The sequence below is a fragment of the Cryobacterium sp. Y50 genome (assembly GCF_002929805.1).
Classification (GTDB): Bacteria; Actinomycetota; Actinomycetes; order Actinomycetales; family Microbacteriaceae; genus Cryobacterium.
In genome coordinates, this window is record NZ_PJJM01000050.1 from 1 (window position 1) to 16,498 (window position 16,498).

Sequence of the window (16,498 nt, forward strand, 5' to 3'; positions counted from 1 at the left end):
TCCTGATGATCCACCCCCATGAATTGCTTCTTCGAGGCTTCTAACCTATCAGCACGTCGGATCATATAACGGGCGATATGACGGGCGATATGACCGATAATAATGATTATGACAAGTAATAATGCATCTATTACAGAATCTGCCGGATAGGGCTCCCCAGACACCCGTCAGGCGGCGACATTGCTCGAGATCTGGTGGCCGGTCAGATCATCACCTCGGACTAATGACCACACGTCGCTTGCGGCGGTCACCGGCGCAGTACTGCTCGCAGCCGCTGCGCGCTCACTCCGTCTACTGCGAGTTGGTCGACGGCGGCTGCAAGACTGTTGACGGAGACCATACGCAGCGGATCACTCATAACCGTTACTTCAAATCTGCTCCCGATCTGATACACCAGTCCAATCAACACTGAACCTCCCCCAGCCGACTCATGGAGGACCGCCCACTCCCCTTCTGGGCCGGCGCCGACCATGACCGGGCCAGGCCGCAGAACATCGTCCCGGAACATTTGGCGTTCCGGTATCGGCGGCTCCGCCCGGCTCACCCCGCCGGGCACGGCGACCAGATGCGTCTTCATCACACAATTTCTCCCTGGCCCGCCAATCCCGCCGTCCGCACCCGCTCCTGGATCGGAAGCGGCCGGCGGGCAGTGCCGAATGCGTCGCTTCCGGGCGGAAGTGTGTGCGTGATGAAATCGATCGCGGAAAGAAGACTGCCAAAACTCGACCCCGCGTGCGTACCCGACAGCATTGTCACCTCAAAAACGTCGCCGGCGCGGACGATGAAACCAATGATTTCACTGCGCTGATCCACCGGCCCGACGGACCATTCATCACTCCAAGTGTGCACTGCGCGCTCCGTTCCACAGATCCCCATAAACCGGCTCGACGGTCATGGATTTACTCATTCCGCCCGCACCACATGCTGACGTTGAAGGCAACGGTAAGGATTGCCTCCCGAGCGGGGTCCCGCACCCGAGTCAACGACGCCGCGTTTTGCCACACCCACAGCCAGATTTCCATCGCAGCCCTATCCGCCTGCCCGCGATTTCCCAATATCCGCAGACCGAGTGTGTACGTTTCCGTTCCGAGTTCGTCATAGAGGCAACTAAACGCGAACACGTTCCCGCGCGCTGTTTCAGCAAGCATCACACGCAGGGTCTCCATGCGCGTGATGCTGCTGTCGACCGCAACCGAGTCGCTTCTATGAGAAAAGATCACAAATACAGTTAACCCGATTAAGGGATAAAGGACTGAGGCCTTGTAATCACGCACCATCACTAGTACAAGGTGGTGCTTGAACTAGAGCAGAGCTGCCGGCGACGACCTTTTCGCTACCCTTCGACCGGCCCGCCACATTGGGGCAGCCTCTCGGACCAGCCTTCTCTCGCTGACCTGCGACGGTAAACCCTCGCCGTGCGCGGGCCACACCCATCTCCCACTACTATCAAAGATATGAAGCGCATAACACACAATGGCGGGTCCATTGTCACCAGCAACACCAGCACGACAGCGCTTCTCGACTACATCACCTCCGTGGCCGATAGCGACCATAGTGTGTCCGTCGATGTCACCGTGCTCGAGGCGAACGACGAGACAGCCGTCCACACGCTCGTTCTCAGTCCAAACAGTGAATTCGATGTCGTCGACGTGGACATTGAAGGGATGACAGAGAAAGAGGAAGCGGCGCGCTTTCCACTACCGGAAATGCCCATTATCGGCATTATCGGCACCATCGAAACCACCGGCGACGCTGGTCGGACCGCCGAGGACTTCAACCTCGTAGCAAGCGAAATCGACAGAGGACTGGGACAGTAATTATGGGTAAATTCATTTACGGGACTCCGTCGATCACCGTCGAATTCGATGACCGAGTGCTCGCTCACCTCAAGGTCGTCATTTTGTCCAAGGTACGCCGCGGGGAAAGTTTCACGTTCTCGTGGGAATACTCGGCGGCAGCCGGCCACGGCCACAGTTCCATTTGGATCCACCCGACAATCCCTCTGCAATTCGACTTCTTCGGCAATAAGGAACCCCTCCTCAACCGTGCGTGGGTCGAGGAACTGGTACGTCTGTCAAATACACCCGGCGGACTGCGGGTAACACCGGAACCGGCCGAGTTGGAAACACCGGCGCTCAAGCGATAATTCGCTGACTACTCCCCTGGCCCCGCCGTGGAGTAGTCAGCGGTGCGTACGTGCACCACGCATCCGTAAGCTCTCTAACGTCGGCGTCGTAATTGTCTGTGTCAGGGAGCCAAGACACCACGCACTCACCTTAAGAGTCGAAGTTGAAGTCGTCCTCAAAGGCAAAAATCGAATCGGTCTCAGGGTCCAACGGACGACTCGAAGGCGCAACCCCTGTGCGCGCCAGCCGCTGCCTCATATACGACACGACATCACGATTATCTAGTTCCGGCATGTCGACCTTTGAGCTCTCGGCCATAACAGACACGCCCTGCCCCAGCAACAGCAAAATCTGTATCTCGTCTCCGTCGGCACCATAAGCCACCAACCGGACCGTGTCAGCTCCTCCACAACGGGCAAGCGCTGCCGCGTACTCAACAATAAGTTCTGCTACTTCACCCCCCACCAACAAAGTCCTGCCGACGAACGTCACATGCATCATATGAGCACCGTACGCAGCCAAAAGCAAACGCTCAAGTCCTTGCTTTTCTGCGCGCGGCAACGTAAAGAATTCCCTCCTGCAGCGTGCCGCCCAACCCACGACTTGCAGCCTTACTGCGCACCCTGAAGGCCGAGGCGTTCTCGCTCTGCTGCGCTACCTGCTCGCCCCACGAACTCGAACACTCCCCCGCGACCCCCGCCGCCTAATGTTTCTACGAGTCCGAAATGCCCGCAGCAGCTCATTCGTCCCGCAGCTGGGTGCGTGCCTGACGGGTGTTATCGGTTCTTAAGGGGCATGAAGCTCGTACGCCGCGGCCGGGCGAAGGATGAACGGTGCTTGATGAGTTTAAGAACGATGGGCAGAAGTATCGGAAGCAGACGGAGCAACATGGAAGGCCTTCTTGGTCGGTTGGGGTGATGGAACGGGCCCGAGGCTGCTCGCCAGGTATAACGGTCAGTGTTCCGCTGATGGCGGACGCGTCCCTGCCGATCACGTACGGCCACTACGCAGTGTTCGCCGGCCTCTCTTTCTAGTTCGTGCTGCGTAAGGCACCCGAGACGAACGGCATGTCGCTTAAAGAAGCCGACACCCTGCCGCCACCGAAGAACTCGGCCAAGAAGGCAGCCGCCGGCAACTAGAAATTTAAGCGGTATCGGGCGATATCCTCAACCCCCCGAATGGGAATTCGCATCGCGTCCGTTTGCAGATAACTTCACACAATAAAGATTGTGGAGTGTGACCATGCCCGAACGTGGATACGCCGTTATTTGTTTGAAAACCACTGGACTGTTCCCGTACCAACGGGACCGGATCGTCGAGGTCGCCGTCGTGCACCTCGACGAAGGTGGTCACATTACTGCGCGCTGGGAGACCGTCGTCAACCCCGGAAGTAATGCGGGTAACGTGACCAACCACGGCGTCAGTACGGCTGAGCTACTGCGCGCGCCGACGTTTGAACAGATCGCACCGCACCTGGTCAACTTGGTACGCGGCCGGGTGTTGGTGACCCACAACGCCCAGTTCGTCACCGGATTTCTGATGAGCGAATTCGAGCGAATCAGCTATGCCCCCGGGCGCGGACTCGAAGCGGTCTGCACCATGCATCTGGCCCGCAAGTACCTGCAGGGTGCCGGCCGGCTGCTCGACGACTGCTGCGCCGCCTTCGACATTGAGATCGAGTCCGGCCCCGGCGCCCTGGTGCAGGCTGTGGCGTGCGCCACCCTGCTGGCGGCCTACGTGCACGGCTCGTCCAGTGCTGCACCGTGGATCGATGCCCTCGACCGCGCCGAACTGTTCACCTGGCCAAGAATCGCCGACACCAACCAAGCACAGTGGGTACAGCGAGACCCGATGACGACGGACGATGTAGTGCCGACACCGAGCTTTCTGGCTCGGGCGGCCGTGAAGCTTCCCGACTATACCGGCCCCGAGGAGCACCTCGACTATCTCGCCCTGCTCGATCTGTGCCTGCTCAATCCCGTGCTGTCGCCTCAGAAAACGCGTGAACTTCGGGTTTTGGCTGAATTCAGCGGCATCAGCGCCACGGACTGTATGGCACTGCATCGCCGGTATTTTGAGGACCTCGTGCGCGTGGCCGGGTCGAACGGTACCCTGCGCATCGCAGATTCCGCGGATCTGATCGCGGTCGCCCGCATGCTCGATATCGCCCCGGAGGTCGTCGCCGCCGCACTTGCAGCACCATCGACGTCGGCGGCGCGCCCGCCGATCGCAACAATCGAGACGGTACTACTGGAAGAGGGCGACATCGTCGTGCTGACCGGTGACATGGCCCGCACCCGCTCTGACTGGGGCCGTGAACTGGTCGCGCGAGGACTCTCCGTGGGAACGGCGGTCACCCTGCGCACGCGCCTGCTGGTTGCCGCCGACCCGGCATCTGTCACCGGTAAAACCGGGAAGGCCCGCGACTACGGCATTCCGATCATCTCCGAATTCGGCCTGCGGTCTCTCATCGGAGTGCGCTGACCAGGCCGGGTGCAACATCCACATAACTTCACCGTGCCGTACCTGCTCATCCCGTTGCTCTGGACGGCATCGCTGCCTGCGTGCTACAAGTTCTTCATGTTAGACGCCAACGGCGGGCAAGAGCGAGGCAAGCACCACCCCTGTGACAGGGCACTCGCCTTCGATCTCGAAAACTGGGAGCGTGCACCAACGTCGCGTTCCACGAGCACCAGCCAAGCCAAGTCGTGAGCCAGTGACCATCACGGTCACTGGCTCACGCCCCACTGGCACCTTTGCAAGGTCGGGAAACCGACGTGTTACAAGGCAGATTGGTTAGAAGACAGTGGCCAACTCCTTTTGGCGGGGACATTCCTTGTTCCTGAAACGAGAGCTGCTAATTGCCAAATATCGCGACTAGGCGAGCATGTGCTGCCGGATCCTGCGCTACGGCGATGTATCCGACCTCCCGCTCAAGCTGCAGCCGCTGGATTAAGACAGAAGCATCACCCGGCGCCTTGGAGAGAATGGCGCGCTCCACGAGTTCCGTGAGCGGTTCTCCGATCGCCTTTCGGAAGTTGAATCCGAGCAGTTGCAGAACATTCACGGTCTCAATAGAGAGGAGAGGCTTGATGGCCTCAATCACGTGAGATTTATCTGAGTCGTCATTCTGCGAAAAGCCCATGAGCTTCTCGACCAATGGAACGACCGTCTCCGTGATGTACTGCACATCGCCACTCGAAAGGCGCTGCGCCACCAGTTCGGCTTGATAGGCCTGAGCGATACGTGTGAGATCGTTCTTGTCCGAGATCAGATCGTTGACAAGCTGCTCCAAGCCATTGATCGTTTCGCTGTCGTTGTTACCGGCCCTCAGGCCCTTGACGCGGTCCGATACGCCTTGGGCCGTGTTGCGGATGGCCGATCCGGCAAGGCTGATCGCAAGCGCCTGGACTTCCGGGCTAATTTCCATAGTTTGGCTCCTCGTGCTCCCCGACCGCCCTCGATGAGCCACGCCGCACTCTAAGCATAATCTCGGGCTGTTGTCTCGTATCCCTAGGGCGATTTCAAGCGGTGGAAGCAACAGGGGTTATTTCCTTCTTCGAGACTAGCTCGCTGAGCAGGTTAGCTGGAGTGTTGCGTTTGAGGGTTTTGCGGGGCCGCTCGTTGAGTTCAGTGGCGACTTCGAGGAGGCGTTTGGCGCTGTGAGCGTTCAGATCGGTGCCTTTCGGGAAGTACTGGCGCAGCAGGCCGTTGGTGTTCTCGTTCGAGCCGCGCTGCCAGGGTGAACCTGGATCACAGAAGAAGATCGGAACCCCGGTTGCTTTGGTGATCTCCACGTGCCGGGCAAGCTCGGTTCCCTGATCCCACGTCAATNCGGATATTCTCGGCGTCATTTCGCCTATACGTTGCTAGATTGAAGAGGTTGCGTGCCTCTGCGGGGTCTATTCATGCTCCCTCGACGACGGCGTTGAAGACATCCTGCGAGCAGAAGCAGATCTCATTCCCGAGCAAAAGCGCACCCCTACGACCGGGATAATGAGGCTCGCGACGCAGCCCCAGGCTGACTGTCGTCGAAGCTGCGTGGGAGCACCGCGACGGGCGCGGCCGACAGATTGGCCGTCGAGGTGCAAGTTCTGCAACACTCTGTTGCCTGAATCACATTCGCGGTTCTAGTATTCCTGCATGAGCACCGTTCAGAAACAGAACGGGGCAGGCAGGATCATGGCGATCCTCGATGTCCTCGGTACGGCTGATGCCGCCGAGTTTCCGCACGGGATGACCGTGTCGGAGGTCTCACGACGCCTGGTCCGGGAGAAATCCGTCGTGTCACGCCAGCTGAAGAACCTGCTGGAATCCGGTCTCATCGCCCGGGACGATTCGGGTTGCTATGAGCTGAGTTGGCGGTTGTTCGCGCTGGCCTCCCGGGCCGGCGACCAGCGCCTGACGAAGATGGCGGTGCCGGTCATGGCGAGACTGACCGAAATCGTTCGCGAGCGCACCCACCTCACCGTACTCAGCGGCGGCGAGGTCCTCACCGTTCGATCCGAGAGCTCCCGGCGCGCCATCGAGGCGAACGGTTGGGTGGGGCGCACCATTCCGGTGAACCGCAGCTCGAGCGGAATGGCTCTGCTGATGGACCACGACGATGACCACATCCTCGAACTCCTGCATGAGTCGGACGGAGCGGCCCCGGCTCGCGAAGCCCGGAGTTTTCTGGCTCAGATTCATCAGGGCCGACGGCAAAAGTACACCGTCGCGAGTCGCCTGTTCGATCCGGAACTCATCGGAATTGGCGCTCCGATCAGAGACCAGTCTGGGGCAATCATGGCGGCGCTGAACATCTCCGGACCGGCATCCCGAATTGAGGCCCGTATTCCATTTTTCGCGGGACATCTGTTGTCGGCCGTGAATGCACTCCAGCAGCCGGGCTTCTCGTCCGCTTAATTCTCGACTGGGCATCCGTCTCAGCCGCCGTTAATCAACAAAAACAGGAGAACATCATGCGTGGCTACCCACTACCTTTTTTCAGCTCAGGCGCTCGAATTGATGCTGATCTGTACCTGCCCGACGGCGCCGGGGACGGCCCCTACCCGGTCTTGATCCCGTGCAGTGGCTACCAGGGTCAGAAGATCATTCACCCGGAGCGTTTCGCGCGGGCACTCACGCGGGCAGGTTACGCCGTGCTGGCGTTCGACTATCGCGGTTTCGGGCTCTCCGAGGGTGAGCGCGGACGCCTCGTGCCCCAGGAATGGTCCGAAGACGTGCGCGCCGCCGTTGACCGGGTTTCGGCGCACCCGAAGCTTGATGCCGATCGCGTTGGCTTGATCGGCTGGGGCCTTGGCGGCGGTGTGGTTGTGCACGAGGCCGCCGATGACGATCGGGTCAAGGCCGTTGCCTGCTGCAACGGGATCGCCGATGGCTTTGAGTCGACCCGTAAAATGCATGACGAAGCGTCGTTCAACAGTCTGTTAGCGCGCGTGGAAGCCGACCGTGGTCACCGAAGCGAACACGGCCGCTCGGAAATCACGAACCCCTGGGATATCGTCCGTCTCGACCTCGACGGAAAAACCAACGGTTATGTCGGTGAGGAGCTCTACAAGGCGCATGGTTTCGGCACCGGCGTCTCGCTTGAATCGGCCGATCGTCTGCTCCGCTTCCAGCCCTGGGAGCAAGTGGCGAAAATCTCTCCCCGCTCGGTGCTGATCGTGCACGGCGTCGAAAACCAGCTGCACAAGGTGGATGAGGCTCAGCGGCTCTACGACACTGCGCTGGAACCCAAGCAACTCGAGTTGCTTCCCGGCCGCGGTCACACCGAGTGGATGCTGGACGAGGACCCCACGTTTAAGCACGTCATCGGGGTGCTTGATACCTTCTTCCAGTCGGCATTCGCCGATGAAATCGCAGCCTAACCACCCATTGTGCTGCTGACATATCTGGCGGACAACGCCCTGAGAATCCTGTTCCTGGCACAGCAACATGCTGAGCTGGTCCTGATCAGCGTGGGAATTTCGACGGTCTTGGGAATTGGACTCGCTCTGTTGAGCGAGTCCGCCCCGAGGCTGCGCCAGGCGCTGTTGTCCGTCAGTGGAACCTTCCTGACCATTCCGTCTTTTGCACTGTTCGCGCTGATGATTCCGATATTGGGGCTGGGAGTCGCCCCGACAATCGTGGCTCTGGCGATATATGGAATCTTCCCCATTCTGCGCAACACGGTGACGGGACTGGAGGGCGTCGATGCGGCCGTCATTGACGCCGCGAAGGGCGTGGGAATGGGGGGAGGCCGGCGGATGCTGACGGTGGTTCTCCCCCTGGCGTGGCCAATCATTCTCAATGGCATCCGCACGGCGACCATCATGCTGGTGGCCACCGCCGCCATCGGCGCGGTCGTGCGTGGGCCGGGCCTCGGAGAGCTGATATTCCGGGGTTTGGCCCGCATCGGCGGGGCAAACGCCTTGAATGAGGCTCTCTCCGGGGTCATCGGGGTGGTGCTTGTTGCGCTAGTCCTTGACCTCTTGTTCATCCTGATAGCGAAAATGACCACTCTGCGAGGATTACATGTCTGACCAGCCAGGCTGCGGCCCCGACACCATGATTTTTTTGGACCGGGTCTCGAAGCGTTACCCCGATCAGCCCCACGACGCGGTGGCCTCGCTGTCGATGGAGATCAAGCGTGGCGAATTCGTGGTTTTGGTCGGCCCGTCCGGTTGCGGAAAGACAACGACGCTGCGCATGATGAATCGGCTGGTGGAACCCAGTGATGGCCGCATCTGGATCGATGGGAAAGACGTCACCCATGTGGACGTCGATCACCTGCGTCGCGGAATCGGTTACGTCATTCAGCAGATTGGCCTGCTTCCGCACCTGACGATCGCCGAAAATGTTTCCCTGGTCCCGAAACTGCTGGGCACTAACAAGGTCAAACGGCTTCGGCGCGCCGACGAGCTGCTGGACATGGTGGGACTCGAACCGAGCACCTTCGCGGCGCGCTACCCGCGGCAACTTTCCGGCGGTCAGCAACAGCGGGTGGGAGTTGCCCGCGCGTTGGCCGCCGACCCCCCGATCATGCTGATGGATGAGCCCTTTGGTGCGGTCGACCCCATCGCCCGGGAAAAGCTGCAGATGGAGTTCCTGAGCCTGCAGCGGCAGATTCGCAAAACGATTGTCCTGGTGACCCACGATATTGACGAAGCCCTCCTATTGGGAGACCGGATCGCCATCTTCGGTGAGGGGTCAAGGCTGGCTCAGTTCGATACGCCCCTGAAAATTCTGACAAATCCCGCCGATGATTTTGTGCGCGACTTTGTCGGAGCCGGAGCGGCAGTGCGGAGGCTGTCGCTGCTCACGGTGGGCGACGTTATCGACCGGTCGACACCGCTACAGGATTACCTGCAAAGCACGGTGGACATCCATCCAGAAGAATCGGTGCACCGAGCGCTGGAACAGGTGCTCGCCGCGCATGCCCAGGGCATAGCGGTGACGCTCCCGGGGGCCGACGTGCGGTTCATCGCGCTGCAGGATCTTCTGATGGCTGCCGCCCAGCCGACAGTTGCCACGTCGTGAGCTCGGTCATCATTGCCCGGCGCTCGGTTTCCAGTGACCGCGCCAGCGTCGGGATCCTGCCGGCCATCGTTGCGGCCCTCGTCGTGGGCGTCTTTGTGTACATTCGAGTCATTCCACTCGACTCGATCGAGGCGCGCAGCCTGGAAGTGCCGTTGATTCTGAACGCGGTGTGGGAGCACATCCAACTGGTGCTGGTCTCGACGCTGCTCACCATCACGATCGGTGTGCCGCTGGGTGTGGCCCTGACGAGGAAGGGTGCCCGCCGAATCGGCGGGCTGATACTGGTCGGTGCCAATGCCGGCCAGGCCATCCCCTCCATCGGAGTGCTGGTGCTCCTGGCGATCCTGTTCGGGGTGGGCTTCTGGATGGCGGTCATCGCCCTGCTCGTCTATGCCCTCCTGCCGGTACTGCGCAACACCATGGTCGGCATCCAGCAGGTGGATCGAGCCGTCATCGACGCCGGCCGCGGGATGGGTATGAGCACCCGGCAAATTTTGTCGACCATTGAGCTGCCACTGTCGATTCCGGTGATGTTGGCCGGGATTCGAGTTGCGCTGATCCTGAACGTAGGCGTCGCCACTCTGGCGGCATTCACCAACGCCGGGGGGCTCGGCTCCATCATTTCCGCGGGTATCGCGCTCAACCGGATGCCAGTCCTGTTGGTCGGCAGCGTACTCACAATTGCTCTAGCGCTGTCCATTGACTGGTTAGCGGGCATCGCCGAACGACTGCTGCGTCCCCGTGGCATTTAACCCAAATAAGATCATCACTTTTGAGGAAGACAAAGATGTCGAAGAATAAAATGCGAAAGAGTTTTCTTGCCGTTGGCCTAATCAGCACCCTAGTGACCAGCGGATGCGCGTTGGGCAGCAGCGGTCCCGGTACGGGCGGCACGGTAGCCGAAACGGAGGGTGCACTCAGTGGTGTCGAACTCAACGTTGCCTCCAAGAACTTCACCGAACAACTTCTGCTCTGCGAGATCACAGCCCAGCGGCTAGAGGCCCAGGGGGCTGCGGTCGAACGCACCTGTGGCATGAGCGGCTCCAGCGCCGTCCGCGCAGCCCTCGTCAGCAACGCCGTCGACATGTACTGGGAATACACCGGCTCGGGATGGTTGACCCACCTGCAGGAAACGGAGGTCATCACGGACCCCGCCGTACAGTACGAGAAGCTCAGCGCCGCCGACAAGGTGGAAAACAATATTATTTGGCTGCCGACGGCGCCAGCAAACAACACCTACGCCATCGCCGCCGAAAGCGAAACGGCGAAGAAACTGGGCGTCTCAACCATCTCTGATTATGCCGAACTGGCGGCATCAGATGCCAGTAACGCAACGTTCTGCGGCGCTTCGGAATTCTTTGGACGCGACGACGGCTGGCCGGGACTCAAGAGCACCTACGGAATCGAGATCGACCCTGCCCTCGTTGCGGAGCTGGCCGAGGGACCCATCTACAACGCCATTGCGGAGAACAATCCCTGCAACTTCGGTGAGGCCTTCGCCACCGATGGGCGCATCGCGGCCCTGGGATTGATCGTACTGGAAGACGATTTGGCTTTCTTTCCGCCCTATAACCTCTCTTTGAACGTTAGTGGTGCGGTTCTGGAAGCCAATCCCGCGATCAAAACAGTCATGAACCCGGTGCGTCTGTTACTCAGTACCGAGGAACTCCAGACACTCAATGCGCAAATCGATGTGGACGGAATGACTCCAGAGGATGTGGCCAGCGAATGGCTCACGAAGAACGGATTGGCGTGAAACCGGCACCTCAGCTCGCTGAGGATCCGCAGACACTCAGGGTAGGTCTGTTACAAACTGCACCCACCTTTGGGCACCTCGACGCCAATATTGACCGGATCAGCGGTTTACGTAGCCGGCTCGGTGACCTCGACGTGGTATTGACGCCGGAACTGGCGCTGAACGGATACGGTTTCGGTCCTGCATCGAAGCCGAACGCCCTACTCGCCAGCGATCCGCGATTATCCTCCCTGGGTTTGGGTACGGCCGCCATGGGTATCGGATTCGCGGAAAGCAACCCCTCTGGTAAGCCGCACAACTCCTATGCCGTTGTGGACTCGGGGTCGATGCACCTGCAACGCAAACTTCATCCCGTTGCCTCCCCGCCATGGAATGAGCATCTGGTCTTCGCCGCCGGCGACCGCCTAAACACGCCGACGGTCCGTGGCGCGAAGTGCGCCGTCATCATCTGCAACGACATGTGGCATCCGGTGGTTCCCTGGCTGGCGGCACACGGTGGTGCCGAGGTCCTGATCGTGCCGGTCGCCAGCGCCGAAAGCGCCGTCCCCGGGCAGGTGCAACGCACCTGGGCGCTCATCCTGGAACATTCCGCCACACTCTTGCAGTGCTACGTGATCTTCATCAACCGGTGTGGCACCGACAGCGGGGCACGGTTCTGGGGTGGTTCCAGAATCCTGGGGCCAGATGGGGCGACGATCGTGGAACTCGACGATTCCGAGGGCACGGCGGAGGCAACGCTGGATCTGGGAATGTTGCGTCGGCTCCGGGCCCGGACGCCGGTACTGGCCGAGGCCCGTACCGATTTTGTTCTGATTGGCATATCGGGGCTCAGCCCCCGGGGGCTGCCCGAAAACGCCAACAGCGATGTTTGATCTGCACGTCCATGCCGCGCCGGATGTGCTGGAGCGGATCGGCTACGACGACGAAATATGCGCGCACTATGTCGCCGCCGGATTCAGCGGCTTCGTACTCAAAGCCCACAACGAATCCACCGTGGGGCGAGCATCCGCGCTCGCTCGTTCCTTCGGCCTGGACGTTGTCGGAGGGATAGCCCTCAACCACTCGGCGGGGGGAATCAATCCCTCCGCCGTACTGGCCGCGCTAGCCAGCGGCGGCCGGGTCGTCTGGTTCCCCACGAACGACGCCCACACCCAGGCCGCGGCCCGACTTCCGCGCCTCGGCGACCTCGACCCCCGGCTCGACCGCGCGGTACTGGCGACACCGCCAGTGCTGGCCGCAGACGACGACAAACTAGCCGACATCGCCCTGGTGCTTGACCTGATTGCCGAATTCGACGCCGTGCTCTGCACCGGTCATCTCAGCGGGCCCGAATGCCGCTGGCTTTTCAAAGAAGCGACACGACGCGGCATTACGCGTTTCCTACTCACCCATCCCTCGTATACCGTGCCAGCGATGAGTCCGGGAGAGATACACGAGTTGGCCGCGGAAGGTGCCCACGTGGAAATCACTGCCTATCAACTCTGGCATCAGAGCGGCATGACGCCGACGATGCTGGCGGAGGTGGCCCGAGCCGCCGGGGACCGACTGGTCCTGTCCTCTGACGCCGGCCAACCGACCACGCCACAGCCGCCGCAGGCACTGGCCGAGCTCGTCGCCACGCTCGCAGGCCAGGGCCTCGACCCGAAATGGTTGCGGGCAGCCGCCAGCGAGGTCCCCCGGAAGCTCGTGCTGTCATGAGTGCCGCCGCCGTAACGCCGTCGCACGCCACGGTTCTGGCCACTCCCCGGTCGCTGGCCTCGGCCTTACGCTCGCGCGGGGTGCAGGACGCCCGCGATGATGCCCTGTCACGTGCCGCCTACTCCACGGATGCGTCGCTGTACCGGGTAGTCCCGTCGACGGTCGTGTTCCCCCACGACGCCGAGGAGATCATCACCACTCTGGAGCTGTGCCGTGACCGCGGCATCCCCCTAACTTCTCGGGGAGCGGGGACATCCGTCGCCGGCAACGCCATCGGTACCGGTGTCGTGCTGGACTTCAGCCGGTACATGAACAAGGTTCTTTCCCTCGATGCCGCGAGCCGCACCGCAATCGTACAGCCGGGTACCGTGCACGCGACGTTGCAGAAGGCAGCGCTGGCCCAGGGGCTGCGTTTCGGCCCGGATCCCTCGACCCACACGCGGTGCACCATCGGCGGCATGATCGGCAACAACGCCTGCGGTTCCCGCACGCTGGCCTATGGGCGCACCTCCGACAACGTGACGCATCTCGATGTGCTGCTCGGATCAGGGCGACGACTCCTGCTCGGCGCCGACGGGACACCGGCCTCGCCGGAGACGGATGCGCTCCGGACGCTGGTGCACACGGAGCTGGGCACCATCCGCACAGAACTCGGCCGCTTCGGGCGCCAAGTGTCCGGCTACGCGCTGGAGCACCTGCTGCCGGAGCGAGACTACGATCTCCGCCGGGCATTGGTCGGCAGCGAAGGGACCCTGGCCATCGTTCTCGAGGCCGGTGTGCGACTGGTGGCCGATGCCCCGCACAAGACCATGGTTGTGCTCGGCTTTGACGATCTGGGCTCCGCGGGCGATGCCGTGATGAGTGTGCTGCCCTTCTCCCCGACCGCGTGTGAGGGGCTGGACTCCCGGATCGTTGACGTGGTGCGCAGCCGCAAGGGTCCGTCCGCCGTTCCGCCACTTCCCAGCGGCAACGCCTGGCTCTTCGTAGAAATCGCCGGCGATGACCCACAAGAGGTGCAGAGCCGAGCGATGAGCCTCTGCCAGGTGGATGCGGCGGCGTATTCGCGCGTCATTTCCAACCCGGCCGAAGCGGCGGCGCTCTGGAAAATCCGCGAAGACGGGGCCGGCCTGTCCGGGCGGTCCCCCGCCGGCGCCCCCGCTCACTCCGGTTGGGAGGACGCCGCCGTACCGCCGGAAAAACTAGGCTCCTACCTGCGCGACTTCGACGCCCTACTGCTCCAGCACGGTCTCAGCGGCTTCCCCTACGGCCACTTTGGTGACGGCTGCGTGCACGTGCGACTGGACATTCCCTTCGGACGCAGCGACGGCACCGCGCTTTTCCGCGCATTCATGACGGATGCCGCCGCCCTAGTTGCCGGCTTCGGCGGTTCCCTCTCCGGCGAACACGGCGACGGCCGGGCCCGCAGTGAGCTCCTGCCCCAGATGTACTCCCCCGGCGCCATTGCCCTCTTCGGCAAGGTCAAGGGCATTCTCGACCCGGACAATGTGCTCAACCCAGGGATTGTGGTCGACCCACGCCCGTTAGATGCCGACATCCGAGTAGCCCAGGCAGGCCCGCTGCGCTCGGGGCTCGCGCTGGCCTACCGTCACGACGGCGGCGACTTCAGCCAGGCGGTGCACCGCTGCACCGGTGTTGGCCTCTGCCGGGCCGACAACAGCACCGGAAACGGGGTGATGTGCCCCTCGTACCTGGCCACCCGGGAGGAGAAAGACTCCACCCGCGGGCGCGCCCGCGTGCTGCAGGAGATGATCAACAAGGGCGGAGCGAATTGGCGCGCGCCCGAGGTGCATGACGCCCTCGACCTGTGCCTCTCCTGCAAGGGCTGCGCCTCGGACTGCCCGACCGGCGTCGACATGGCGGCCTACAAGGCCGAAGTTCTGTACCAGAGCTACCGGGGCCGGCTGCGCCCTGCCTCGCACTACTCGCTCGGTTGGCTTCCCCGCTGGGCCAAACTCGCAGCGATTGCCCCGCGACTGCTGAACCGGCTGATGCGGTTGCCCATCGTGCGCCCGCTGGCCCTTCGCCTGGCCGGGGTCGATCGCCGGCGCAACATCCCGGCGTTCGCCCCCGAAACGTTCCACTCCTGGTTCGAGGCCAGGCCCGATGCCGCCCGGCAGACCGAGGCCGGGGTCGTGATGCTGTGGGTCGATTCCTTCACCAATTATTTCACCCCAGAGGTCGGGAAATCGGCCGTGCGGGTGCTGGAGGGGGCCGGATTCGACGTTCGGATTCCCGAGCAGCCACTCTGCTGCGGCTTGACCTGGATCTCCACCGGTCAGCTAGATGGCGCCCGAAAAATTCTCGCCAAAACCATCGCAGCGCTCACTCCGACGGCCGAGGCCGGGATCGCCATTGTCGGCCTCGAACCGTCTTGCACCGGGGTGCTTCGGGCCGAAGCGTTGGAGTTGCTGGACGAAGAAACCGCTGGGCCGGTCGCACGAGCCACACACACTCTGGCCGAGTTCCTCGCGACCGTTCCGGGCTACACGCCACCGTCACTGGCCGGAACGACCATCGTGGCCCAACCGCACTGCCATCATCACGCGGTGATGGGCTGGAGCCCGGACGCCGCGCTACTCGAGGGGGCCGGCGCGACGCTGCAGAAGCTCGGCGGATGCTGCGGCCTTGCCGGTAACTTCGGGGTGGAACGCGGCCACTACGATATTTCGGTTGCGGTGGCGGAGCAGCAGCTACTGCCGGCGGTTCGGGCGGCCGCGGCCGACACCGTTGTGCTCGCCGATGGATTCTCCTGCCGTACCCAGCTCCAGGATCTGAGCACCCGGCGAGGAATCCACCTGGCGCAACTGCTCGACCAGGCGGCTGGACCCATCGAAGACTAGATGAGCGAGTCCTAATGGTCGTAGGCGATAGAGGATCGCTTGTTGGGAGCTCTGAGGAGCCAGTTATGCCAGATTCCTGCCGCGAGAGCGAGTAGGCGGCCGGCGACGCGGGAATAGAGGCCGGGGATGGTGCATCCACCGTGCTCCTTGAGGCGAGTTGGACCTTGAGGGTGTCGAAGACGGACTCGACCAATGGCGGATTCCGCCGAGCTTGCCGAATCATTTCTGCTCGTCTTTCCGATCGGGCCGGATCGCGGAGCCGGGAGCATCGTCAACATCGGATCGATCTCTGGCATGATCGCCAACCGCCCACAGATGCAGCCCGCATACAACGCCTCCACAACGGCGGTGCACCAGCTCACGAAGTCGCTCGCACCGAATGAGCTCCGCTCAGTGTACGAGTTAACGCTGTCGCGCCCGGCTACATCAAGACGAACATGTCACCGGTCGACCAGCTGAATATTGGCTTCCGAGGGAGCCAGGGGTGGTGCGGGTGGCAGCCAGTGCTCGGAATCATGAATCGTGTCGTTCAGAGC

19 protein-coding genes and 2 pseudogenes are annotated in these 16,498 nt (G+C 62.0%); 14 read left to right on the plus strand and 7 right to left on the minus strand.

The window, feature by feature from the left end; all coding sequences use genetic code 11:
* Positions 1 to 247 precede the first annotated feature (247 nt).
* From CXY73_RS01310 to CXY73_RS01320, 3 genes are read right to left on the minus strand one after another with little or no spacing between them, the layout of a single operon-like run.
* A complete protein-coding gene (locus CXY73_RS01310; protein WP_104176561.1) occupies positions 248 to 577 on the minus strand; it encodes a hypothetical protein in 330 nt (109 codons plus the stop codon).
* Positions 577 to 849, minus strand: a complete 273-nt coding sequence (locus CXY73_RS01315; RefSeq protein WP_146071570.1) for a hypothetical protein — start codon at positions 847 to 849, stop codon at positions 577 to 579. The genes CXY73_RS01310 and CXY73_RS01315 overlap by 1 nt, the downstream gene beginning before the upstream one ends.
* Positions 850 to 899: 50 nt before the next feature.
* A complete protein-coding gene (locus tag CXY73_RS01320; RefSeq protein WP_146071571.1) occupies positions 900 to 1,280 on the minus strand; it encodes a hypothetical protein in 381 nt (126 codons plus the stop codon).
* Between the two features lie 174 nt (positions 1,281 to 1,454).
* Between CXY73_RS01320 and CXY73_RS01325 the strand changes: the two genes are divergently transcribed.
* On the plus strand, positions 1,455 to 1,817 hold the full coding sequence (locus CXY73_RS01325) for a hypothetical protein (protein ID WP_104176564.1): 363 nt from the start codon (positions 1,455 to 1,457) through the stop codon (positions 1,815 to 1,817).
* 2 nt (positions 1,818 to 1,819) lie between these two features.
* The gene (locus CXY73_RS01330; RefSeq protein WP_104176565.1) at positions 1,820 to 2,146 is read left to right on the plus strand and encodes an ATP-dependent DNA ligase; all 327 of its coding nucleotides are present in this window, start codon (positions 1,820 to 1,822) and stop codon (positions 2,144 to 2,146) included.
* Between the two features lie 130 nt (positions 2,147 to 2,276).
* Here CXY73_RS01330 and CXY73_RS01335 read toward each other — a convergent pair whose 3' ends face one another.
* The gene (locus tag CXY73_RS01335) at positions 2,277 to 2,726 is read right to left on the minus strand and encodes a hypothetical protein (protein WP_146071572.1); all 450 of its coding nucleotides are present in this window, start codon (positions 2,724 to 2,726) and stop codon (positions 2,277 to 2,279) included.
* Positions 2,727 to 3,368: 642 nt separating this feature from the next.
* On the opposite strand from CXY73_RS01335, the gene CXY73_RS01345 reads away from it, so the two are divergent.
* A complete protein-coding gene (locus tag CXY73_RS01345; RefSeq protein WP_146071573.1) occupies positions 3,369 to 4,610 on the plus strand; it encodes an exonuclease domain-containing protein in 1,242 nt (413 codons plus the stop codon).
* Between the two features lie 9 nt (positions 4,611 to 4,619).
* Complete coding sequence (locus tag CXY73_RS21325; protein ID WP_146071574.1) at positions 4,620 to 4,838, plus strand: hypothetical protein; 219 nt, start codon at positions 4,620 to 4,622, stop codon at positions 4,836 to 4,838.
* A 145-nt stretch (positions 4,839 to 4,983) separates the two neighbouring features.
* Here CXY73_RS21325 and CXY73_RS01350 read toward each other — a convergent pair whose 3' ends face one another.
* Both CXY73_RS01350 and CXY73_RS01355 read right to left on the minus strand, forming a co-directional pair.
* The gene (locus CXY73_RS01350; protein WP_104176569.1) at positions 4,984 to 5,556 is read right to left on the minus strand and encodes a hypothetical protein; all 573 of its coding nucleotides are present in this window, start codon (positions 5,554 to 5,556) and stop codon (positions 4,984 to 4,986) included.
* A 94-nt stretch (positions 5,557 to 5,650) separates the two neighbouring features.
* Positions 5,651 to 5,959: pseudogene (locus CXY73_RS01355) on the minus strand (IS30 family transposase); the annotation flags it as partial.
* 310 nt (positions 5,960 to 6,269) lie between these two features.
* Between CXY73_RS01355 and CXY73_RS01360 the strand changes: the two are divergent.
* From CXY73_RS01360 to CXY73_RS01400, 9 genes are read left to right on the plus strand one after another with little or no spacing between them, the layout of a single operon-like run.
* Positions 6,270 to 7,031: an IclR family transcriptional regulator gene (locus CXY73_RS01360; protein WP_104176570.1), complete on the plus strand. Its 762-nt coding sequence runs from the start codon at positions 6,270 to 6,272 to the stop codon at positions 7,029 to 7,031.
* A gap of 56 nt (positions 7,032 to 7,087) precedes the next feature.
* The gene (locus CXY73_RS01365; RefSeq protein ID WP_104176571.1) at positions 7,088 to 7,996 is read left to right on the plus strand and encodes an alpha/beta hydrolase; all 909 of its coding nucleotides are present in this window, start codon (positions 7,088 to 7,090) and stop codon (positions 7,994 to 7,996) included.
* A 9-nt stretch (positions 7,997 to 8,005) separates the two neighbouring features.
* Positions 8,006 to 8,650, plus strand: coding sequence for an ABC transporter permease (locus CXY73_RS01370; protein ID WP_199185238.1), 645 nt, complete (start codon positions 8,006 to 8,008; stop codon positions 8,648 to 8,650).
* Between the two features lie 25 nt (positions 8,651 to 8,675).
* Positions 8,676 to 9,647 carry an ATP-binding cassette domain-containing protein gene (locus CXY73_RS01375; RefSeq protein WP_104176578.1) on the plus strand — a complete coding sequence of 324 codons (972 nt, stop codon included), beginning with the start codon at positions 8,676 to 8,678 and terminating at the stop codon, positions 9,645 to 9,647.
* Positions 9,644 to 10,399, plus strand: a complete 756-nt coding sequence (locus tag CXY73_RS01380) for an ABC transporter permease (RefSeq protein ID WP_158253981.1) — start codon at positions 9,644 to 9,646, stop codon at positions 10,397 to 10,399. The genes CXY73_RS01375 and CXY73_RS01380 overlap by 4 nt, the downstream gene beginning before the upstream one ends.
* Positions 10,400 to 10,434: 35 nt before the next feature.
* Positions 10,435 to 11,403: a glycine betaine ABC transporter substrate-binding protein gene (locus CXY73_RS01385; protein ID WP_104176574.1), complete on the plus strand. Its 969-nt coding sequence runs from the start codon at positions 10,435 to 10,437 to the stop codon at positions 11,401 to 11,403.
* Positions 11,376 to 12,275 carry a nitrilase-related carbon-nitrogen hydrolase gene (locus CXY73_RS01390; RefSeq protein WP_104176575.1) on the plus strand — a complete coding sequence of 300 codons (900 nt, stop codon included), beginning with the start codon at positions 11,376 to 11,378 and terminating at the stop codon, positions 12,273 to 12,275. Before CXY73_RS01385 ends, CXY73_RS01390 begins: the two co-directional genes overlap by 28 nt.
* On the plus strand, positions 12,268 to 13,101 hold the full coding sequence (locus tag CXY73_RS01395) for a DUF6282 family protein (protein WP_104176576.1): 834 nt from the start codon (positions 12,268 to 12,270) through the stop codon (positions 13,099 to 13,101). Before CXY73_RS01390 ends, CXY73_RS01395 begins: the two co-directional genes overlap by 8 nt.
* Positions 13,098 to 15,962: an FAD-binding and (Fe-S)-binding domain-containing protein gene (locus CXY73_RS01400; RefSeq protein ID WP_104176577.1), complete on the plus strand. Its 2,865-nt coding sequence runs from the start codon at positions 13,098 to 13,100 to the stop codon at positions 15,960 to 15,962. Before CXY73_RS01395 ends, CXY73_RS01400 begins: the two co-directional genes overlap by 4 nt.
* Before the next feature lie 11 nt (positions 15,963 to 15,973).
* On the opposite strand, the pseudogene CXY73_RS22500 reads toward CXY73_RS01400, so the two are convergent.
* Positions 15,974 to 16,214, minus strand: a pseudogene (locus CXY73_RS22500) (IS982 family transposase); the annotation flags it as partial.
* A gap of 42 nt (positions 16,215 to 16,256) precedes the next feature.
* Here CXY73_RS22500 and CXY73_RS22505 point away from each other — a divergent pair.
* Entirely contained in the window at positions 16,257 to 16,421 is a 165-nt protein-coding gene (locus CXY73_RS22505; protein ID WP_369831190.1) for a hypothetical protein, read from the plus strand.
* Positions 16,422 to 16,498 lie beyond the last annotated feature (77 nt).

Coding starts and splice junctions, on each gene's coding strand:
- CXY73_RS01310 (WP_104176561.1), bottom strand. CDS start 577: ATGAAGACGCATCTGGTCGCCGTGCCCGGCGGGGTGAGCCGGGCGGAG.
- CXY73_RS01325 (WP_104176564.1), top strand. CDS start 1,455: ATGAAGCGCATAACACACAATGGCGGGTCCATTGTCACCAGCAACACC.
- CXY73_RS01330 (WP_104176565.1), top strand. CDS start 1,820: ATGGGTAAATTCATTTACGGGACTCCGTCGATCACCGTCGAATTCGAT.
- CXY73_RS01345 (WP_146071573.1), top strand. CDS start 3,369: ATGCCCGAACGTGGATACGCCGTTATTTGTTTGAAAACCACTGGACTG.
- CXY73_RS01350 (WP_104176569.1), bottom strand. CDS start 5,556: ATGGAAATTAGCCCGGAAGTCCAGGCGCTTGCGATCAGCCTTGCCGGA.
- CXY73_RS01360 (WP_104176570.1), top strand. CDS start 6,270: ATGAGCACCGTTCAGAAACAGAACGGGGCAGGCAGGATCATGGCGATC.
- CXY73_RS01365 (WP_104176571.1), top strand. CDS start 7,088: ATGCGTGGCTACCCACTACCTTTTTTCAGCTCAGGCGCTCGAATTGAT.
- CXY73_RS01375 (WP_104176578.1), top strand. CDS start 8,676: ATGATTTTTTTGGACCGGGTCTCGAAGCGTTACCCCGATCAGCCCCAC.
- CXY73_RS01385 (WP_104176574.1), top strand. CDS start 10,435: ATGTCGAAGAATAAAATGCGAAAGAGTTTTCTTGCCGTTGGCCTAATC.
- CXY73_RS01390 (WP_104176575.1), top strand. CDS start 11,376: ATGGCTCACGAAGAACGGATTGGCGTGAAACCGGCACCTCAGCTCGCT.
- CXY73_RS01395 (WP_104176576.1), top strand. CDS start 12,268: ATGTTTGATCTGCACGTCCATGCCGCGCCGGATGTGCTGGAGCGGATC.
- CXY73_RS01400 (WP_104176577.1), top strand. CDS start 13,098: ATGAGTGCCGCCGCCGTAACGCCGTCGCACGCCACGGTTCTGGCCACT.
- CXY73_RS22505 (WP_369831190.1), top strand. CDS start 16,257: ATGATCGCCAACCGCCCACAGATGCAGCCCGCATACAACGCCTCCACA.